Origin of the sequence: Pseudomonas sp. GXM4, from assembly GCF_008923895.1 — a bacterium.
Classification (GTDB): Bacteria; Pseudomonadota; Gammaproteobacteria; order Pseudomonadales; family Pseudomonadaceae; genus Aquipseudomonas; species Aquipseudomonas atacamensis.
This window is the reverse complement of record NZ_WBRZ01000021.1, coordinates 1-18,238: the sequence shown is the minus strand read 5'-3', so window position 1 is coordinate 18,238 and position 18,238 is coordinate 1. Positions and strand designations below refer to the sequence as shown.

The 18,238-nt window shown below is 60.4% G+C and carries 15 protein-coding genes; 11 read left to right on the top strand and 4 right to left on the bottom strand.

Annotated features, from left to right (window positions below; all coding sequences use genetic code 11):
- Positions 1-14 precede the first annotated feature (14 nt).
- Positions 15-560, bottom strand: a complete 546-nt coding sequence (locus F8N49_RS05400; RefSeq protein ID WP_016772314.1) for a gamma carbonic anhydrase family protein — start codon at positions 558-560, stop codon at positions 15-17.
- 89 nt (positions 561-649) lie between these two features.
- On the opposite strand from F8N49_RS05400, the gene prlC reads away from it, so the two are divergent.
- From prlC to F8N49_RS05385, 3 genes are all read left to right on the top strand, one after another.
- Positions 650-2,701, top strand: a complete 2,052-nt coding sequence (prlC, locus tag F8N49_RS05395; RefSeq protein ID WP_151550961.1) for an oligopeptidase A — start codon at positions 650-652, stop codon at positions 2,699-2,701.
- Complete coding sequence (locus tag F8N49_RS05390) at positions 2,698-2,988, top strand: YheV family putative zinc ribbon protein (RefSeq protein ID WP_151550960.1); 291 nt, start codon at positions 2,698-2,700, stop codon at positions 2,986-2,988. The genes prlC and F8N49_RS05390 overlap by 4 nt, the downstream gene beginning before the upstream one ends.
- Positions 2,989-3,101: 113 nt before the next feature.
- Positions 3,102-5,126, top strand: a complete 2,025-nt coding sequence (locus F8N49_RS05385) for a M3 family metallopeptidase (RefSeq protein WP_151550959.1) — start codon at positions 3,102-3,104, stop codon at positions 5,124-5,126.
- Between the two features lie 5 nt (positions 5,127-5,131).
- On the opposite strand, the gene F8N49_RS05380 is transcribed toward F8N49_RS05385, so the two are convergent.
- A complete protein-coding gene (locus F8N49_RS05380) occupies positions 5,132-5,779 on the bottom strand; it encodes a tyrosine-protein phosphatase (RefSeq protein WP_071173974.1) in 648 nt (215 codons plus the stop codon).
- A gap of 280 nt (positions 5,780-6,059) precedes the next feature.
- Here F8N49_RS05380 and F8N49_RS05375 point away from each other — a divergent pair, with 280 nt between their 5' ends.
- From F8N49_RS05375 to F8N49_RS05365, 3 genes are read left to right on the top strand one after another with little or no spacing between them, the layout of a single operon-like run.
- Entirely contained in the window at positions 6,060-6,806 is a 747-nt protein-coding gene (locus F8N49_RS05375; RefSeq protein ID WP_024015018.1) for a gluconate 2-dehydrogenase subunit 3 family protein, read from the top strand.
- A gap of 2 nt (positions 6,807-6,808) precedes the next feature.
- Positions 6,809-8,593 carry a GMC family oxidoreductase gene (locus F8N49_RS05370; RefSeq protein WP_024015017.1) on the top strand — a complete coding sequence of 595 codons (1,785 nt, stop codon included), beginning with the start codon at positions 6,809-6,811 and terminating at the stop codon, positions 8,591-8,593.
- A 12-nt stretch (positions 8,594-8,605) separates the two neighbouring features.
- On the top strand, positions 8,606-9,907 hold the full coding sequence (locus tag F8N49_RS05365) for a cytochrome c (RefSeq protein WP_151550958.1): 1,302 nt from the start codon (positions 8,606-8,608) through the stop codon (positions 9,905-9,907).
- A 131-nt stretch (positions 9,908-10,038) separates the two neighbouring features.
- On the opposite strand, the gene F8N49_RS05360 is transcribed toward F8N49_RS05365, so the two are convergent.
- Positions 10,039-10,242: a hypothetical protein gene (locus tag F8N49_RS05360; protein WP_178116920.1), complete on the bottom strand. Its 204-nt coding sequence runs from the start codon at positions 10,240-10,242 to the stop codon at positions 10,039-10,041.
- A gap of 272 nt (positions 10,243-10,514) precedes the next feature.
- Here F8N49_RS05360 and F8N49_RS05355 point away from each other — a divergent pair, with 272 nt between their 5' ends.
- The 3 genes from F8N49_RS05355 to F8N49_RS05345 all read left to right on the top strand — a co-directional run bounded on the left by F8N49_RS05355 (position 10,515) and on the right by F8N49_RS05345 (position 14,156).
- A complete protein-coding gene (locus F8N49_RS05355) occupies positions 10,515-11,573 on the top strand; it encodes a PA0069 family radical SAM protein (RefSeq protein WP_151550957.1) in 1,059 nt (352 codons plus the stop codon).
- Between the two features lie 237 nt (positions 11,574-11,810).
- Positions 11,811-12,539, top strand: coding sequence for a carbonic anhydrase (locus F8N49_RS05350; protein ID WP_016772323.1), 729 nt, complete (start codon positions 11,811-11,813; stop codon positions 12,537-12,539).
- Positions 12,540-12,629: 90 nt separating this feature from the next.
- The gene (locus tag F8N49_RS05345; protein ID WP_016772324.1) at positions 12,630-14,156 is read left to right on the top strand and encodes a SulP family inorganic anion transporter; all 1,527 of its coding nucleotides are present in this window, start codon (positions 12,630-12,632) and stop codon (positions 14,154-14,156) included.
- Between the two features lie 135 nt (positions 14,157-14,291).
- On the opposite strand, the gene F8N49_RS05335 is transcribed toward F8N49_RS05345, so the two are convergent.
- The gene (locus tag F8N49_RS05335) at positions 14,292-14,942 is read right to left on the bottom strand and encodes a hypothetical protein (protein WP_016772325.1); all 651 of its coding nucleotides are present in this window, start codon (positions 14,940-14,942) and stop codon (positions 14,292-14,294) included.
- A gap of 370 nt (positions 14,943-15,312) precedes the next feature.
- Here F8N49_RS05335 and coxB point away from each other — a divergent pair, with 370 nt between their 5' ends.
- Positions 15,313-16,440: a cytochrome c oxidase subunit II gene (gene coxB, locus F8N49_RS05330; protein ID WP_151550956.1), complete on the top strand. Its 1,128-nt coding sequence runs from the start codon at positions 15,313-15,315 to the stop codon at positions 16,438-16,440.
- A gap of 82 nt (positions 16,441-16,522) precedes the next feature.
- Positions 16,523-18,109: a cytochrome c oxidase subunit I gene (ctaD, locus tag F8N49_RS05325; RefSeq protein ID WP_016772327.1), complete on the top strand. Its 1,587-nt coding sequence runs from the start codon at positions 16,523-16,525 to the stop codon at positions 18,107-18,109.
- Positions 18,110-18,238: the final 129 nt, after the last annotated feature.

Here is an 18,238-nt window from a genome sequence, read left to right as displayed (position 1 = left end):
AGGTGTAGGGCGGTTCAGAGCTGGTCGTAGCCTTCGGCCAGATGCAGGTCCTTGAGCTTGACGTAGTTCGCCGCGCTGTACGTAAAGAAGGCGTTTTCCTTATCGGTCAGCGGGCGCACTTGCTTGACCGGGCTGCCGACATACAGGAAGCCGCTCTGCAGGCGCTTGCCCGGCGGCACCAGGCTGCCGGCGCCGATGATCACGTCGTCCTCGACCACGGCGCCGTCCATGACGATGCTGCCCATGCCGATCAACACGCGGCTGCCAACGGTGCAGCCGTGCAGCATGACCTTGTGGGCGATGGTCACGTCATCGCCGATCAGCAAGGGAAAACCGTCCGGGTTGAACGGGCCGGCGTGGGTGATGTGCAGCACGCAGCCATCCTGCACGCTGGTGCGCGCACCGATGCGGATGCGGTGCATGTCGCCACGGATCACCGTCAGCGGCCAGACCGAGCTGTCTGCGCCAATTTCGACGTCGCCGATCACCACCGCCGAACCGTCGACGAATGCGCCGTTGCTCAGGCGGGGGGTGTGATTCTGGTATTTGCGAAGGGACACGATTAGTTCTCTCTCTGTCGCCGATAGCTGCGGTGAGTGTCGATTGTAATTAAGATGGGCGCATGTTTCTTCCAGCCAAGGTGCCAACCGTGAGCGTGAACAACCCTCTTTTGCAGTCCTACGACCTGCCGCCGTTCTCCACGATCCGTGCCGAACACGTCCTGCCCGCCATCGAAACCATCCTCGCGGACAACCGCGCCGCCATCGCCGAGATCCTCAAGACCCAGGGCAAGAACCCGACCTGGGCCGGTCTGGTATTGGCGATGGACGAACTCAATGATCGTCTCGGTGCGGCGTGGAGCCCGGTCAGCCATCTTAACGCCGTGTGCAACAGCGCCGAACTGCGTGAAGCCTACGAGTCGTGCCTGCCGGCCCTGAGCGCCTACTCCACCGAAATGGGCCAGAACCGCGAACTGTTCCAGGCGTATGAAGCGTTGGCCAACAGTCCGGAAGCCGCCAGTTTCGACGTCGCGCAAAAGACCATTCTGGAACACGCCCTGCGCGATTTCCGTCTGTCGGGTATCGATCTGCCGGAAGCCGAGCAGAAACGTTACGCTGAAGTGCAGAGCAAACTGTCCGAGCTGGGCAGCCGCTTCTCCAACCAATTGCTCGATGCCACCCAGGCGTGGACCAAGCACATTACCGACGAAGCCGCCCTTGCCGGCCTGACCGATTCGGCCAAGGCGCAGATGGCTGCCGCCGCCCAGGCCAAAGGCCTCGACGGCTGGCTGATTACTCTGGAATTCCCCAGCTATTACGCGGTGATGACCTACGCGCAAGACCGTGCGCTGCGCGAAGAAGTCTACGCCGCCTACTGCACCCGTGCCTCGGATCAAGGCCCGAATGCCGGGCAGAACGACAACGGCCCGGTGATGGAAGAGATCCTCGACCTGCGTCAGGAACTGGCCCGATTGCTGGGCTTCGCCAGTTTCGCCGAACTGAGTCTGGCGACGAAAATGGCCGAATCCAGCGATCAGGTACTGAGCTTCCTGCGTGATCTGGCCCAGCGCAGCAAGCCGTTCGCCGCGCAGGATCTGCAACAGTTGCGCGCTTACGCTGCCGAACAGGGCTGCGCCGATCTGCAAAGCTGGGACAGTGGTTTCTACGGCGAAAAACTCCGCGAGCAGCGTTACAGCGTCGCTCAGGAAACCCTGCGAGCCTACTTCCCGATCGATAAAGTCCTCAGCGGCCTGTTCGCCATCGTCCAGCGTCTGTACGGCATCGAGATCGCCGAGCAGAAAGGCTTCGACACCTGGCACCCAGACGTACGCCTGTTCGAGATCAAGGAAAACGGTCAGCACGTCGGCCGCTTCTTTTTCGACTTGTATGCCCGCGCCAACAAGCGTGGCGGCGCATGGATGGACGGCGCCCGCGACCGTCGTCGCACCATCGACGGTGTGCTGCAAAGCCCAGTCGCCAATCTGGTGTGCAACTTCACCCCGGCCGACAGCGGCAAGCCTGCGCTGCTGACCCATGATGAAGTGACCACCCTGTTCCACGAGTTCGGCCACGGCCTGCATCACCTGCTGACCCGAGTCGAACACGCTGGCGTATCCGGCATCAATGGCGTGGCCTGGGACGCGGTCGAGCTGCCGAGCCAGTTCATGGAAAACTGGTGCTGGGAGCCGGAAGGCCTGGCGCTGATTTCCGGCCACTACGAGACCGGCGAGCCACTGCCGCAGGACCTGCTGGAAAAAATGCTCGCGGCGAAGAGCTTCCAGTCCGGGCTGATGATGGTGCGTCAGCTGGAGTTTTCGCTGTTCGACTTCGAACTGCACGCCACCCACGGCGATGGCCGCAGCGTGGCGCAAGTGCTGGAGGGCGTGCGTGACGAGGTGTCGGTCATGCGTCCACCGGCTTACAACCGCTTCCCCAACAGCTTTGCGCACATTTTCGCTGGTGGTTACGCGGCGGGTTATTACAGCTACAAGTGGGCTGAAGTGCTGTCCGCCGACGCCTTCTCGAAATTCGAGGAAGACGGCGTGCTCAACGCTGAAACCGGTCGGGCGTTCCGCGAGGCGATTCTGGCGCGCGGCGGCTCGCAGGCACCGATGGTGCTGTTCGTCGACTTCCGTGGCCGTGAGCCGTCGATCGATGCGCTGCTGCGCCACAGCGGCCTGAGTGAGGACGCGGCAGCATGAGCGACGGCCCTGTGATCACCAAGAAGCGCTTTATCGCCGGGGCGGTCTGCCCGGCGTGCAGCGAGCCGGACAAGTTGATGATGTGGAACGAAGACGGCGTGCCGCACCGTGAGTGCGTGGCCTGCGGTTACTCCGACACACTCAACGAGCAAGGCCTGTCGGTGCCCAAAGAGCTGGGCACGCGGGTCAATACCAGTGCGCTGAAGCCTGCCGCCGACAAAAAGGTTCAGGCCGTGCAGTTCTTCCCCAACCCCAAGTTGAAGAAAAAGCCCGACGAGCACCAGTGACAACTACCGCCACCTGCCGATGATCGTCGTCAGGTGGCGGTAACTATCTACCACCTCGCCCCCGCGCTTCGTGATTAGGCTGGTCAATCCAGCCCTCTCTCACGGAAGACGCCATGCCTGACACCAACCCACTCCTGCAACAATGGCAGTTGCCGCCCTGGTCGGCGATACGCGCCGAACATCTGCTGCCGGCAGTCGAGCGCATCGTTGCCGACAACCTGCTGATCATCGAAAACGTCATCGCCACTCAGGTCGATCATCCCAACTGGGACGACGTGGTCATTGCCATCGATGAAGCCGATGCACGCCTGAATGAAACCATGGCGATTATCGAATTCCTCTCGGTCAGGCATGCCGATGATCCCGAGTGGTTGGCGCAGGAAGCGCTCAGCACTCACGCTGCACAGCATTACAAAGCTGCGAAGGCCGGCAATCGACAGTTGCTCCAGGTTTATCAACGATTGGCACTGAGCTCCATAGCCGCCAGCTTCAGTGATGCACGCAAAGCCTCGCTGGCGAAAATCCTGCGCAGGTTTCACTTGGCCGGCAGCGAATTGTCGAGTGCGCAGCGCAAGGATCTGGCGCGATTGAACGGCGAAATCGATTTGCTGGAAAAGCGCTTCATGAGCAACCTCAAATCGGTCAACGCGGCATGGAGCAAGGACATCGACGATGCAGCGCTGTTGGCAGGACTGCCGGCCGAAACGCAGGCGCATCTGGCCGCCAATGCCAACAAGGCCGGCCTGCCCGGGTGGCGGCTGACACTCGATCAGAACACTTACGATCAGGTCATGAAGCGGGCGCGGCACCGCGGTTTACGTGAAGAGTGTTTCAAAGCCTGGTGCACCCGCGCTTCGGATCAGGGGCCATACGCCGGCCGCTTCGACAACGGACCGGTGCTGCACAAGCTGCTGGCGGCGCGTCATGCCAAAGCCCGGCTGTCGGGTTTCGACAACTTCGCTCAGCTGCGACTGCTCGATCGCATGGCCGTGGATACTGACCAGGTCCGCCGTTTTCTGCAGCAGCAGATCGCCCTCAATGCAGCGGCGCTTGCGCGCGAAACCGATGACCTGCAAGCCTCTGCACGCCAGTACGGTATTGATCAGATAGAAGCGTGGGATCACGACTTCCTCGCCGAGCAATTGCGCTTGAAGCAGTTGGGCGGCGAGGTGCAGGACCTGCGCCTGTTTTTTCCACTGGACGCCATACTGCAGAGCCTGTGCCGCTTCAGTGAGCACATGTTCGGCATCAGGATCAGCGAAAATATTCGCCTGGAGACTTTCAACGAAAACGTGCGCCTGTTCGAAGTCAGCGAGCATGAGCAAGCGGTCGGCTTCATCTACATCGACCCGTTCCACCGCGCCGCTGGCGCCGACTACGCCTGGACAGGTGTACTGCGCAACCGACGGATCAATGCGGAAGGCCGGCCATCACTGCCGATAGCCTCGCTTCAATGCAATTACACGGCCGCCGCCGACGGGCTGAATCTGCTGGCACATCAGGATCTGCGCGTTCTGCTGCACGAATTCGGCCATTGCCTGCATCACGTGCTGACCCGTTCGCCGCACTACAACCTGTCCGGCATTTCGCATCTGAGCCGCGACGCTGCCGAGTTTGTCGGGCAACTGTTCGAGAAATGGGCTTTATCCGGGCAATTCCTGCGCTGGATGGGTACGCACCACCAGAGCGGTGAGCGCCTCTCCGAAGCGCAGGCCATTACCGCGTTTTCCGCCACAGGCATCCAGCGCAGCCGGGAGACGGCAATGCTGTTGCTGAACGCGCTGGTCGACTTCGAACTGCACCGCTGTCATGGCGACGGGCGCACTGTTCAACAAGTTGTCGAGGATGTGCAAAGCGAGTTCGCGCACCTGTCCATCCCGGCCTACTGCCGCTTCGCCAACAGCTGCGATTATCTGGTCACCGGTTACGAGGCTTCGCTGTACGCCTACAAATGGTCGGGTGTGCTGGCGAGCGAGGCGTTCAAACGCTTCGAACGTGAAGGCCTGTTCAACGAACAGACGGGCCGGGACATGCGCGAACACCTGCTCTCGGGTGACAGGCAGGCCCTGCCCGCCGCACTGCAAGCCTTTCTCGGAAAACCGATCGACAGCGCACTGTTTCCTGCGCCAGCCGATTGAGCTGATCAACGCTGGACGTGCGCCGAGTCGAACCAGTTCTTCATCGAACACATGGCGAATGCACTGGTGCTGCATTCGCCATTGATCAAGGCTTCGTGCAACCGATCGACATCGGCCTGCATCACGTAACGCACGCTGTCGTGGAAATGCTGACTGTCACCAAAACCTCCCTCAGTCATTTCCTTGAGCGCCTGCTCTTTGCTCCAGCCCTGCACCACCACGCGGTACATCGCAGCCATCAGACCGGTGCGGTCAGATCCGTGCTTGCAGTGCATGAGCACCGGGCCGTCGGCTTCGGCGGACTGAATCGCGCGCAGAGCCTTGAGCACATCGCTGTCGTCGACGTGGTTGGTGCGATACGGCAGCTGCACTTGCTTGATGCCCGGCACGGAGAGCCAGTCGCTATCAGCGTCAGGCAGGAAGTTGATTACGGTGACGACATGCAGATCGTTCAACAGCGACACCGCACTGCGGCTGGGCAAGGCGCTGCGATACAGCGTCGGTGACATGCGGAACAGGTTGAACTGCGCCTCGACCGGTTGCGCCCACTCGGCCGGGCGAGATGGCGTGGCGTCGGCCGCCCGGGCGGCAATGCCATGCAACAGTGCAACAAGCGAAAAACATAACGCGGGTAAAAAACGCACTCGAGACATGCTGGGCTGACCGTTTCGGCAATCTTCATGGGAGGAATTGCAGCTTCGCTTTTGAGCGGTCAATACGCCGTGAGCCGGTCGTCAAAGAAACGTGAATCGTCGCTTCGCCGGGCTTTTTTCCAGGAAAACGGTCTTTCTTGATGCTTAGCCTGCTACCATTTGTCACATGATGTTGCAGACGTGGCGCCCTTTTTCGGGACAGACCCTCGTCATCGCGACGCAAAATTCCTCGAGCTGCTCGCAGAAGCGGCTGACTTCTATGCCTGATGAGGTGCCCCCCATGTCTGATCAAGATCGAGACAACCCGCGGCGTGAGTTCTTGCGCAAATCCCTGACCCTGATTCCGGTGGTCACGCTTGCCGGTACCGGCCTGGGCAGCAGCGTGCTGCAAGCCGCACCTGAAAGCACACCGGCGCCTGCCGCAGCAAAACCGGCCGCTGCTGGCGCCGGTGATTATCAGCCGAGCTTTTTCACCGCTGAAGAATGGGCATTCATCAATGCCGCCGTCGCCCAGTTGATCCCCAACGACGCGCAAGGTCCGGGCGCGCTTGAAGCCGGCGTGCCGGAATACATCGACCGGCAGATGAACACGCCGTACGCCGCCGGTGCCCTGTGGTACATGCAAGGCCCATTCAATGCCGACGCTGCGCCGGAGATGGGCTGGCAGAGCAAACTGGTGCCCAAAGACATCTATCGCCTCGGCATCGCCGCCACGGATCAGTGGGTAAAAGGTCTCAGCGGTAAAACATTTGCCGAGCAAGACAGCGCTACCCGAGACGATTTGCTCAAGCAACTCGAAGCCGGCAAGCCGCAGTTCGATGCGGTGCCGGCGAAGATTTTCTTCAATCTGCTGCTGCAAAACACCAAGGAAGGTTTCTTCTGCGACCCGATCCACGGTGGCAATAAAGGCATGGTCGGCTGGACCATGATCGGTTTCCCCGGCGCCCGCGCCGATTTCATGGATTGGGTGGAACGCAACGAGCAATACCCCTTCCCGGCAGTGTCGATTCGCGGCGAGAGGGCGTAAGCATGGCAACGGTAATGAAGAAGGTTGATGCAGTCATCGTCGGTTTCGGCTGGACGGGCGCGATCATGGCCAAGGAACTCACCGAGGCGGGTCTCAACGTGCTGGCGCTGGAGCGCGGGCCGATGCAGGACACTTACCCCGACGGCAACTATCCGCAGGTGATCGACGAACTCACCTACAGCGTGCGGAAAAAACTCTTTCAGGACATCTCCAAAGAGACGGTGACCATTCGCCACAGCGTCAACGACATCGCCCTGCCCAACCGCCAGTTGGGCGCGTTTTTGCCGGGTAACGGCGTCGGCGGCGCCGGTCTGCACTGGTCTGGCGTGCACTTTCGCGTCGACCCGATCGAGTTGCGCATGCGCAGCCACTATGAAGAACGCTACGGCAAAAGCTTCATCCCCAAAGACATGACCATTCAGGATTTCGGCGTCAGCTATGAAGAGCTGGAACCGTTTTTCGACTTCGCGGAAAAAGTCTTCGGCACCTCCGGCCAGGCCTGGACGGTGAAGGGCCAACTGGTCGGTCAGGGCAAGGGCGGCAACCCCTACGCGGCGGATCGCTCCAACCCGTTCCCGCTTGAAGCGCAGAAGAACACCGTATCCGCACAGCTGTTTGGTAAAGCGGCTACAGAGGTGGGTTACAAACCTTACAACCTGCCTTCGGCAAATACCTCTGGGCCGTACACCAATCCCTACGGCGCACAGATGGGGCCGTGCAATTTCTGCGGTTTCTGCAGCGGCTACGTCTGCTACATGTATTCCAAGGCCTCGCCGAACGTGAACATTCTGCCAGCGCTCAAGCCCCTGCCGAATTTCGAACTGCGGCCCAACTCTCATGTGCTGCGGGTCAACCTCGACAGCAGCAAGTCCAAAGCCACCGGCGTCACCTACATCGACGGCCAGGGCCGCGAGATCGAGCAGCCGGCGGATCTGGTGATCCTCGGCGCCTTCCAGTTGCACAACGTGCGTCTGATGCTGCTTTCCGGGATCGGCAAACCCTACGATCCGATCAGCGGCGAAGGCGTGGTCGGGCGTAACTTCGCCTACCAGAACATGGCCACCATCAAAGCCTTTTTCGACAAGGACACCCACACCAACAACTTCATCGGCGCTGGCGGCAACGGCGTGGCGGTGGACGATTTCAACGCCGACAACTTCGACCACGGCCCGCACGGCTTTGTCGGTGGCTCGCCGATGTGGGTCAACCAGGCTGGCAGTCGACCGATTGCCGGTACTTCCAACCCGCCGGGCACTCCGGCCTGGGGCAGCGCGTGGAAACGCGCCACCGCCGATTACTACACCCACCAGGTGTCGATGGACGCCCACGGCGCGCATCAGTCCTACCGTGGCAACTACCTCGATCTCGATCCGGTGTACCGCGATGCCTACGGCCTGCCGCTGCTGCGCATGACCTTCGACTGGCAGGAAAACGACATCAAGATGAACCGCTTCATGGTCGAGAAGATGGGCAAGATCGCCCAAGCCATGGGCCCGAAAGCCATTGCGGTGATCGGCAAGCAGGTCGGCGACCACTTCAACACCGCCTCGTACCAGACCACCCACCTCAACGGTGGCGCAATCATGGGTACCGATCCGAAGACCAGCGCGCTGAACCGCTATTTACAGAGCTGGGACGTGCACAACGTATTCGTCCCGGGCGCCTCGGCGTTCCCGCAGGGCCTGGGCTACAACCCGACCGGACTGGTGGCGGCGCTGACCTACTGGTCGGCGAAAGCGATCCGCGAGCAATACCTGAAAAACCCCGGCCCGCTGGTGCAGGCTTAAGGAGCGATGACCATGAAAACTTTCGTTATCGCCACCCTCGCCCTGCTCGGCAGCACTGCAATTTATGCGGCCGATGTTGATCAAAATCTGATCAAGCAAGGTGAATACCTCGCCCGCGCCGGTGACTGCGTGGCCTGTCACACCGCCAAGGGCGGCAAGCCGTTCGCCGGCGGCCTGCCGATGGAGACGCCGATCGGCACGATCTACTCGACCAACATCACCCCGGATAAAACCGGCCTGGGCGATTACAGCTTCGAGGACTTCGACCAGGCCGTGCGCCACGGTTTGGCCAAAAACGGCAGCACGTTGTACCCGGCAATGCCTTATCCGTCCTACGCGCGGGTCAACCAGGCCGATATGCAAGCGCTGTACGCCTACTTCATGCACGGCGTCGAACCGGTGGCGCAGGAGAACAAGGCCAGCGATATTCCCTGGCCGTTGAGCATGCGCTGGCCGCTGATGGGCTGGCGCTGGCTGTTCGCACCGAAGGTCGAGGATTACCAGGCCACGTCGGCCGATCCGGTGATCGATCGCGGGGCATATCTGGTCGAAGGCCTCGGCCACTGCGGCGCCTGTCACACCCCGCGCGCGCTGACCATGCAGGAAAAATCCCTGAGCGCGGCGGACGGCAGCGAATTCCTCGCCGGCAGTGCGCCGCTGGAAGGCTGGATCGCCAAGAGCCTGCGCGGCGATCACAAGGATGGCCTCGGCAGCTGGAGCGAAGAACAACTGGTGCAGTTTCTCAAGACCGGGCGCAGTGATCGCAGCGCAGTGTTCGGCGGCATGAGCGATGTGGTCACCCACAGCATGCAGTACATGAGCGACGCCGACCTCACCGCGATTGCCCGCTATCTCAAATCACTGCCGGCCAATGACCCGGCGGATCAGCCGCATCAGTACGACGAGAAAGTGGCCAAAGCGCTGTGGAACGGTGACGACAGCCAACGCGGCGCGTCGGTGTACATCGACAACTGCGCGGCCTGCCACCGTACCGATGGTCATGGCTACACCCGGGTGTTCCCGGCGCTGGCGGGCAATCCGGTGCTGCAAACCGACGATCCGACCTCGCTCATCCACATCGTGCTCAAGGGCGGGACTTTGCCGGCAACGCACACCGCGCCATCGACCTTCACCATGCCCGGTTTCGCCTGGCGCCTGTCGGATCAGGAAGTCGCGGATGTGGTGAGTTTCATTCGTGGCAGCTGGGGCAACAAGGGTGCGCCAGTGAAAGCTGCCGATGTTGCAGAGTTGCGTACCGAGGATATGAAGCAGACCTCCGGTGACGATCTTGGGCAGCTCACCTCGCATAACTGAGCGAAATGTGTCGACAGACCGCTGGCACGACATGACTCGCATGTTGAGTCAGCGGTGTTCATCGTGTCGACTTCAGACCTTTGAACTGCACAAACGCATCCGCCAACTGCAAGTACAGTCTCTTGTCATGGTTATCGATATCGCCATCCCCCGTCGCTATCGATAACCTCTTCGGAAAGGAGGTCATAGCGATCGTTTGCCTGCGCTGAAGAGGCAAATAGCGCGTAGTCGTAGTCCATCATTTCGGTGGCGTTATCGCCGTAATGATAAAAAACAACCTCGGGACTTCCGTCGCGTTCCATGTCTGCAATTTCAAGCAAAATTCTGATTGGCATCACATTCAATCCTTTCCGGTTGGCAAGCCACTATTGGTCATCCGGCTTTAACGTAAGACGGCGCTTGCAACCACGTCTACTGTCATATCTGACAGGGTGTATGTGCACACAGGTGTAGGAACGTCGGTTACGATCAGAGATAGCCTTGGATGCTGCCCCCCCTCCCCGAACGTAGCGGACATGAACAACCACAACTGACCACTCGCCCGACGGCACTAGCCAGATGAGGATCGCCCCGATACTGTGCGCATATACAGTATCGGGGCGTTTTCATGTCTATTCCATTGCCACCTCGCGGTCGCGGCACCGCAACCAATCCGCACAACCGCTTTGCGCCGAGTCGTTCAGTGGCCGAGGACGATGGCTGGTATCAGGAAGTGCCAGAGACGCAAAACACCGAAGTGATCATCGAGAAGGCCAAATCGATCATCAGCCGCAACACCTCGCCGGATCTGCCCTTCGACCGCTCGCTCAATCCCTATCGCGGCTGCGAACACGGCTGCATCTATTGCTATGCACGGCCCAGCCACGCCTATTGGGACATGTCACCGGGCCTGGATTTCGAAACCCGGCTGATTGCCAAGACCAATGCCGCCCAGGTCCTCGAAGAACAGCTGAGCAAACCCGGCTATCAATGTGCGCCGATCAATCTCGGCTCCAATACCGACCCGTATCAGCCCATCGAGCGCGAATACAAAATCACCCGGCAGACCCTGGAAGTGCTGCTGCGCTATCGCCACCCGGTGACCATCGTCACCAAAGGTTCGCTGATTCTGCGCGATCTCGATTTGCTCACGGAGCTGGCGCAGCAACGGCTGGTGGCGGTGATGATCAGCCTGACCACGCTGGATGATGAACTCAAACGCATCCTCGAACCGCGCGCCGCTGCGCCCAAGGCACGCCTGCGCGCGATCCGGGTCATGCGTGAAGCAGGCATTCCGGTGGGCGTGCTGTGTTCGCCGATGATTCCGATGATCAATGACAGCGAAATCGAAAGCCTGCTCACCGAGGCCCACGCTGCCGGTGCGCAAAGCGCTGCCTACATGATGCTGCGCCTGCCGCTGGAAGTCGCGCCGCTGTTCGAGGACTGGTTGCAGGCGCACTATCCGCAACGTGCCGCCCATGTGCTGAGCCTGATCCGCCAGAGTCGCGGCGGAGAACTCTACGACAGTCGTTTCGGTGCGCGCATGCGCGGTGAAGGACCGTTTGCAGACCTGCTCGCACAAAGATTTGCCAAGGCCATCAAAAAGCTTGGCCTGAACAAACGCGAAGGCTATAACCTCGACTGCTCGGCCTTCTGTCCGCCGGGTCGCCAGATGTCGTTGATTTAGCGACAATTGGCTTTGGGTTGACGGGTTGGAATCCTTCCGCCGAAACACGCCGGTCACGTTTTTTGTGACCTGGAACACACGTTCTAGAGCGTTTGATTCAGTTTCAGTTAAGTTTCGGCGGCTACCTTGTTCATCGAGTGACTGACGGGTCGGGATGACCCGGATGGTTTAAACAGCCACTGGCTTCATACCGGAATACCGGGGAAGACTCCCTGAATCCGCACAAGAGGATGAATCATGAGTGACAAGGATAAACAGTCGTTGGCTGCCTCGGCGCAAAGCCCTGAAGCACAATCCGCCGATGCAGCACTGCGACAGATCGTTGATGGCTTTTTACGCTTTCATCATGACGTTTTTCCGCAGCAGGAAGAACTGTTCAAGAAGCTCGCCACCGCTCAGGCGCCCAAGGCGATGTTCATCACTTGCGCCGACTCGCGCATCGTTCCCGAGCTGATCACCCAGAGCTCGCCGGGCGATCTGTTCGTTACCCGTAACGTCGGCAACGTGGTGCCGCCCTACGGTCAGATGAACGGCGGCGTCTCCACCGCGATCGAATACGCGGTACTGGCGCTGGGCGTGCAACACATCATCATTTGCGGACACTCCGATTGCGGCGCCATGCGCGCGGTACTCAACCCCGACAGCCTGGAAAAAATGCCGACGGTCAAAGCCTGGCTGCGCCACGCTGAAGTCGCGAAAACCATGGTGCACGACAACTGCAACTGCACCGACGAAAAAGACAGCATGCCGATCCTCACCGAGGAAAACGTCATCGCCCAACTGCAGCACTTGCGTACCCATCCTTCGGTAGCCTCGCGCATGGCGAACGGTCATCTGTTCATCCATGGCTGGGTCTACAACATCGAAACCAGCGAAATCAAAGCTTACGACGCGGACCAGGGTCGTTTCCTGCCTCTCGACGGCAGCCATCCGATTCCTGTGGCGACGCCCAAAGCGCGCTTCTAAATCTTCCCAACAATCTGTGTGGTATGACGCCGGCCGCTGATTCAGCGGCCTGGCCTCGCCACGCCTGAAGAAAACTTCGGGAGAATCGCCATGCGTGCGGCTCAATTGAAAGCTGTGTTGCCACGGGAGCTGCTCGCTTCCGTGGTTGTGTTTCTGGTCGCCCTGCCGCTGTGCATGGGTATCGCGATCGCCTCAGGGCTGCCGCCGGCCAAGGGTCTGATCACCGGCATCATCGGCGGTCTGGTGGTCGGTTGGCTGGCGGGGTCGCCGTTGCAGGTCAGCGGTCCGGCGGCGGGTCTGGCAGTGCTGGTTTTCGAGCTGGTGCGCCAGCATGGCGTCGAGATGCTCGGGCCGATCCTGCTGCTCGCCGGTTTTCTGCAACTGGTCGCCGGGCGGCTGAAGCTCGGCTGCTGGTTTCGCGTCACGGCGCCAGCGGTGGTCTACGGCATGCTCGCGGGCATTGGCGTGTTGATTGTGCTCTCGCAAATCCATGTGATGCTCGATGCCAAGCCGCAGCCTTCCGGGCTCGACAACCTCACGGCGTTCCCGGCGGCCGTAGCGCAAGCCTTGCCGTCGTTCGGCTGGCAGGCGGGTCTGCTCGGCTTGTCGACGATTGCGGTAATGTGGCTGTGGGAAAAATTCCGCCCGCATTCGCTGCGCTTCATTCCCGGCGCATTGCTCGGGGTGGGTCTGGCGACGGTGGCGAGCCTGATGCTGGCGTTGCAGGTCAAACGCGTCGAGGTACCGGCGAATCTGGCCGAAGCGATCGATTGGCTCAAGCCAGCCGACCTGATGAATCTGGCTGACCCGACGCTGCTGATCGCCGCGTTCGCCGTGGCGTTTATCGCCAGTGCCGAAACGCTATTGTCGGCGGCAGCGGTGGACCGCATGCACAGCGGCGTGCGTTCGGACTTCGACCGTGAACTGTCGGCGCAAGGTGTCGGCAACATGCTCTGCGGTCTGGTCGGCGCGCTGCCGATGACCGGGGTGATCGTGCGCAGTTCGGCCAACGTTCAGGCTGGTGCGACCACACGCTACTCGACGATTTTCCATGGCCTGTGGCTGCTGGCATTCGTGCTGTTGCTGTCGAGCGTGCTGCAAAGCATTCCGGTGGCGAGTCTGGCGGGGGTGCTGGTGTATACCGGCTTCAAACTGGTCGACCTGAAAGCCTTCCGTGGTCTGGGTCGGTACGGGCGGATGCCGATGTTCACCTACGCCGCGACGGCGCTGGCGATCATCTTCACTGACCTGCTCACCGGTGTGCTGATCGGCTTCGGTCTGACCATGTTGAAGCTGGCGTTCAAGGCTTCGCGCCTGAAGATCAGCCTGATCGACTTGCCGCAGGACGGCGAGATGGAACTGCGTCTGGTTGGTGCAGCGACGTTCCTCAAAGTGCCGGCGCTGACCCAGGTGCTGGGCAGCATTCCCCACGGCACGACGGTGCATGTGCCGCTGAACAACCTGAGCTACATCGACCATTCGTGTCTGGAGTTGCTTGAGGAATGGGGCCGGGCGAATGCGGCGAAGGGTTCGAAGCTGTTGATCGAGTCGCGTGGGTTGAAGCGCAGGCTGGAAGGCCGGGTGCGGACCAATACCGGGATTGGTGCGGCTGGCTAGATCTTCCTGCCTGAGCACAAACCCTGTGGGAGCGAGCTTGCTCGCGAAAGCGGTGGACCAGTCAACCGTGATGTTGAATGACACATTGCATTCGCGAGCAAGCTCGCTCCCACATTGGAATGAGGTGTTTGAGGGTTATGCAGCAGGCTGGTCGAGTTCCAGACCCACCCCCAACCGGCGGCCCATGCACGGCCAGCGTTTCCACGCCGCGCCAGTGTCCGGGCTGCTGAGTTTTTCGCGGTAGGCTTCTACCGATTCCAGGGCAAAACTTTCCTCGTTGAGCATCTCGTCGATCGCGTGATGCACCGCTTCGTCCAGTTGGTTGGCAAATTCCTCACCGATCAATTGGTGAGCAATCAGGTTGGCGACCGTCATGTCCAAGGGGATCAATGGCTGGCCGAAATGCTTGATGTACAGATCGTTGACCTCTTCGACAAAGCGGTGTGCCAGATAGGCCTCGTCGAGCAGGCTGTCCAGGCCGACATGTCCGGCCATGATCGCCGGCGGCTGGAGGAAATACTGTTCGGCGATCTTCAGCACCGGTTTGATCTGCGATTCGATTCCCGCTTCCCTGGCGACTTCATTGGCTGCATCCAGCAGGTCCGGTACTTCATCAATGTAGGCGGCGACAAAACGCGTCAGCACGCCCTGGGCGTCGGCTTCCGGCAACTGGATCGCCGGGTGCAGGTGAGGCAGCTTGCTTTCCAGCTGACGGGTCAGCAGGCCGGTGTCTTTTTCGTGCTGTTGGGCTTTTTGGATCTGCTCGCGCAATGCGGCGGTGTTCATGAAAACTCCAGGAAACAAGGCAATGAAATAGGGAAGACATAACTTAGCTGGCTTACGAAAAACGCTAAGACGCATTTGTCATAATTATTTCATCCTTGATGCAGCTGCGTTATATCCATTCGCCACCACTCGTCTGCATCCTTCTCCATTCGGGCACTTGAACGCAAGCGCCGGGTGTTTCAGCTCATTTACGTGCCCGGGTTGCAATTCCCGGGCGCTGTCTATACTCGCCAATGAATGGAGTTAGCTGATGACGCCCGACTGCACCCGCAGCAAGGCCCGGCGATTCAAGTTCGTAGTCTGATGCAGCCGCTCCCTTGCCGCAGGCGATACGCCGGCGGGATAACAAGAACGATAAGGGGAACCCGCAATGATGCGACATCCACATGTCTGGATGGGCCTCCTGTTGTGGTCGATTTTCAGCCCGGCCAACGCGGCATGGACTGTGAATATGGCGCCTGGAGCGACTGAAATCAGTCACGCAGTATTCGACCTGCACATGACCATTTTCTGGATCTGTGTGGTGATCGGGATCATCGTCTTCGGCGCCATGTTCTGGTCGATAATGGTGCACCGCCGCTCTACCGGCCAGGTCGCGGCCAAATTCCACGAAAGCACCGGCGTCGAGATCATGTGGACCATTGTGCCGCTGCTGATCCTGGTGGCCATGGCCGTCCCCGCCACTGCGACGCTGATCAAGATGTACGACACCAGCGAGCCGGACATCGATATCCAGATCACCGGTTATCAGTGGAAGTGGCACTACAAATACCTGGGCCAGGACGTCGAGTTCTTCAGCAATCTGGCCACCCCCGCCGAACAGATTCACAACAAGGAAGCCAAGGGCGAGCATTACTTGCTCGAAGTCGACAAGCCGCTGGTGCTGCCGATCGGCGCCAAGGTGCGCTTTCTGGTGACCTCGGCTGACGTCATTCACTCATGGTGGGTGCCGGCGTTTGCGGTCAAGCGCGATGCGATTCCCGGGTTCGTCAATGAGGCCTGGACACGCATCGACAAGCCTGGCCTCTACCGTGGCCAGTGCGCCGAATTGTGCGGCAAGGATCACGGCTTCATGCCGATCGTGGTCGAGGTCAAGGAACAGGCCGACTACGAAAAATGGCTCGCCGAGCGCAAGGCCGAGGCCGCGCAACTCAAAGAACTGACCAGCAAGGAATGGACCCTCGACGAGCTCAAGGAGCGCGGCGACAAGGTTTACCACACCACTTGCGTGGCCTGTCACCAGGCCGAAGGCCAGGGCCTGCCGCCGATGTTCCCGGCACTCAAGGGCTCGAAAATCGCCACCGGGCCGATCAAGGATCACCTGAGCATCGTCTACCACGGCAAACCCGGCACCGCCATGGCGGCGTTCGGCAAACAGCTGTCAGAAGTCGATATCGCAGCGGTCGTGACTTACGAACGTAACGCCTGGGGCAACAACAAGGGCGACATGGTCACGCCAAAAGAAGTGCTGGAGCTGAAACAGGCGGAAAGCAAATGAGCCGGTCAATTGCGTATTCAGTGAACCGGTCGGGGCAACGCGCCCAGGCCTGCCCCGTCCACTTTCGTGAAGGAGACCGGCCATGAGCGCTGTCATCGATGACCACGGTCACGCCGACCACGCCCACGGCCCCGCCAAAGGCCTGATGCGCTGGGTGCTGACCACCAACCACAAGGACATCGGCACGCTGTACCTGTGGTTCGCCTTCTGCATGTTCCTGCTGGGCGGTTCGTTCGCCATGGTCATTCGCGCCGAGCTGTTCCAGCCCGGCCTGCAGATCGTCCAGCCGGAATTCTTCAACCAGATGACCACCATGCATGGTCTGGTCATGGTGTTCGGCGCGGTGATGCCGGCATTCGTCGGCCTCGCCAACTGGATGATTCCGCTGATGGTCGGTGCGCCGGACATGGCGCTGCCACGGATGAACAACTTCAGTTTCTGGCTGTTGCCGGCGGCGTTTCTGCTGCTGGTGTCGACGCTGTTCACCCCGGGCGGCGGACCGAATTTCGGCTGGACCTTTTATGCGCCCCTGTCGACGACCTACGCGCCGGAAAGCGTGACGTTCTTCATCTTCGCCATCCACTTGATGGGCATCAGTTCGATCATGGGCGCGATCAACGTAGTCGCGACCATCCTCAACCTGCGCGCTCCCGGCATGACCCTGATGAAAATGCCACTGTTCGTCTGGACCTGGCTGATCACCGCGTTTCTGCTGATCGCAGTGATGCCGGTGCTGGCCGGCTGCGTGACGATGATGCTCATGGATATTCACTTCGGCACCAGTTTCTTCAGTGCTGCCGGCGGGGGTGACCCGGTGCTGTTCCAGCATGTGTTCTGGTTCTTCGGCCACCCCGAGGTGTACATCATGATCCTGCCGGCGTTCGGCGCGGTCAGCCAGATCATCCCGACCTTCGCGCGCAAGCCGCTGTTCGGCTACACCTCGATGGTCTACGCCACGGCGAGCATCGCGTTCCTGTCGTTCATTGTCTGGGCGCACCACATGTTCGTGGTCGGCATTCCGCTGGTGGGCGAATTGTTCTTCATGTACGCGACCATGCTGATCGCCGTGCCGACGGGTGTGAAAGTGTTCAACTGGGCGAGCACCATGTGGCAAGGCTCGATGACCTTCGAGACGCCGATGCTGTTTGCCGTGGCGTTCGTCATTCTGTTCTCGATCGGTGGTTTTTCCGGGCTGATGCTGGCGATCGCCCCGGCGGACTTCCAGTATCAGGACACCTACTTTGTCGTCGCGCACTTCCACTATGTGCTGGTGCCGGGGGCGATCTTCGGCATCTTCGCCTCGGCCTATTACTGGCTGCCGAAGTGGACCGGGCACATGTACGACGAAACCCTCGGCAAGCTGCACTTCTGGCTGTCGTTCGTCGGCATGAACCTGACCTTCTTCCCGATGCACTTCGTCGGTCTTGCGGGAATGCCGCGACGGATTCCGGACTACAACCTGCAGTTCGCCGATTTCAACATGGTCTCGTCGATCGGCGCATTCATGTTCGGCGCCACGCAGATTTTCTTCCTGTTCATCGTCATCAAGACCATCCGTGGCGGCGCACCGGCCCCGGCGAAACCGTGGGACGGTGCCGAAGGGCTGGAGTGGAGCGTGCCGTCGCCAGCGCCGTACCACACCTTCACCACGCCGCCGGAAGTGAAATGAACACCTGCTGTTTTTTGCAATGTGTGCAGAGGCACAGATCCCCAGTGGATGCTCACAGATCTCCTGTGGATGTACACAGATCCCTTGTGGGAAGGGGATTTATCCCCGTTGGGCTGCGCAGCAGCCCCA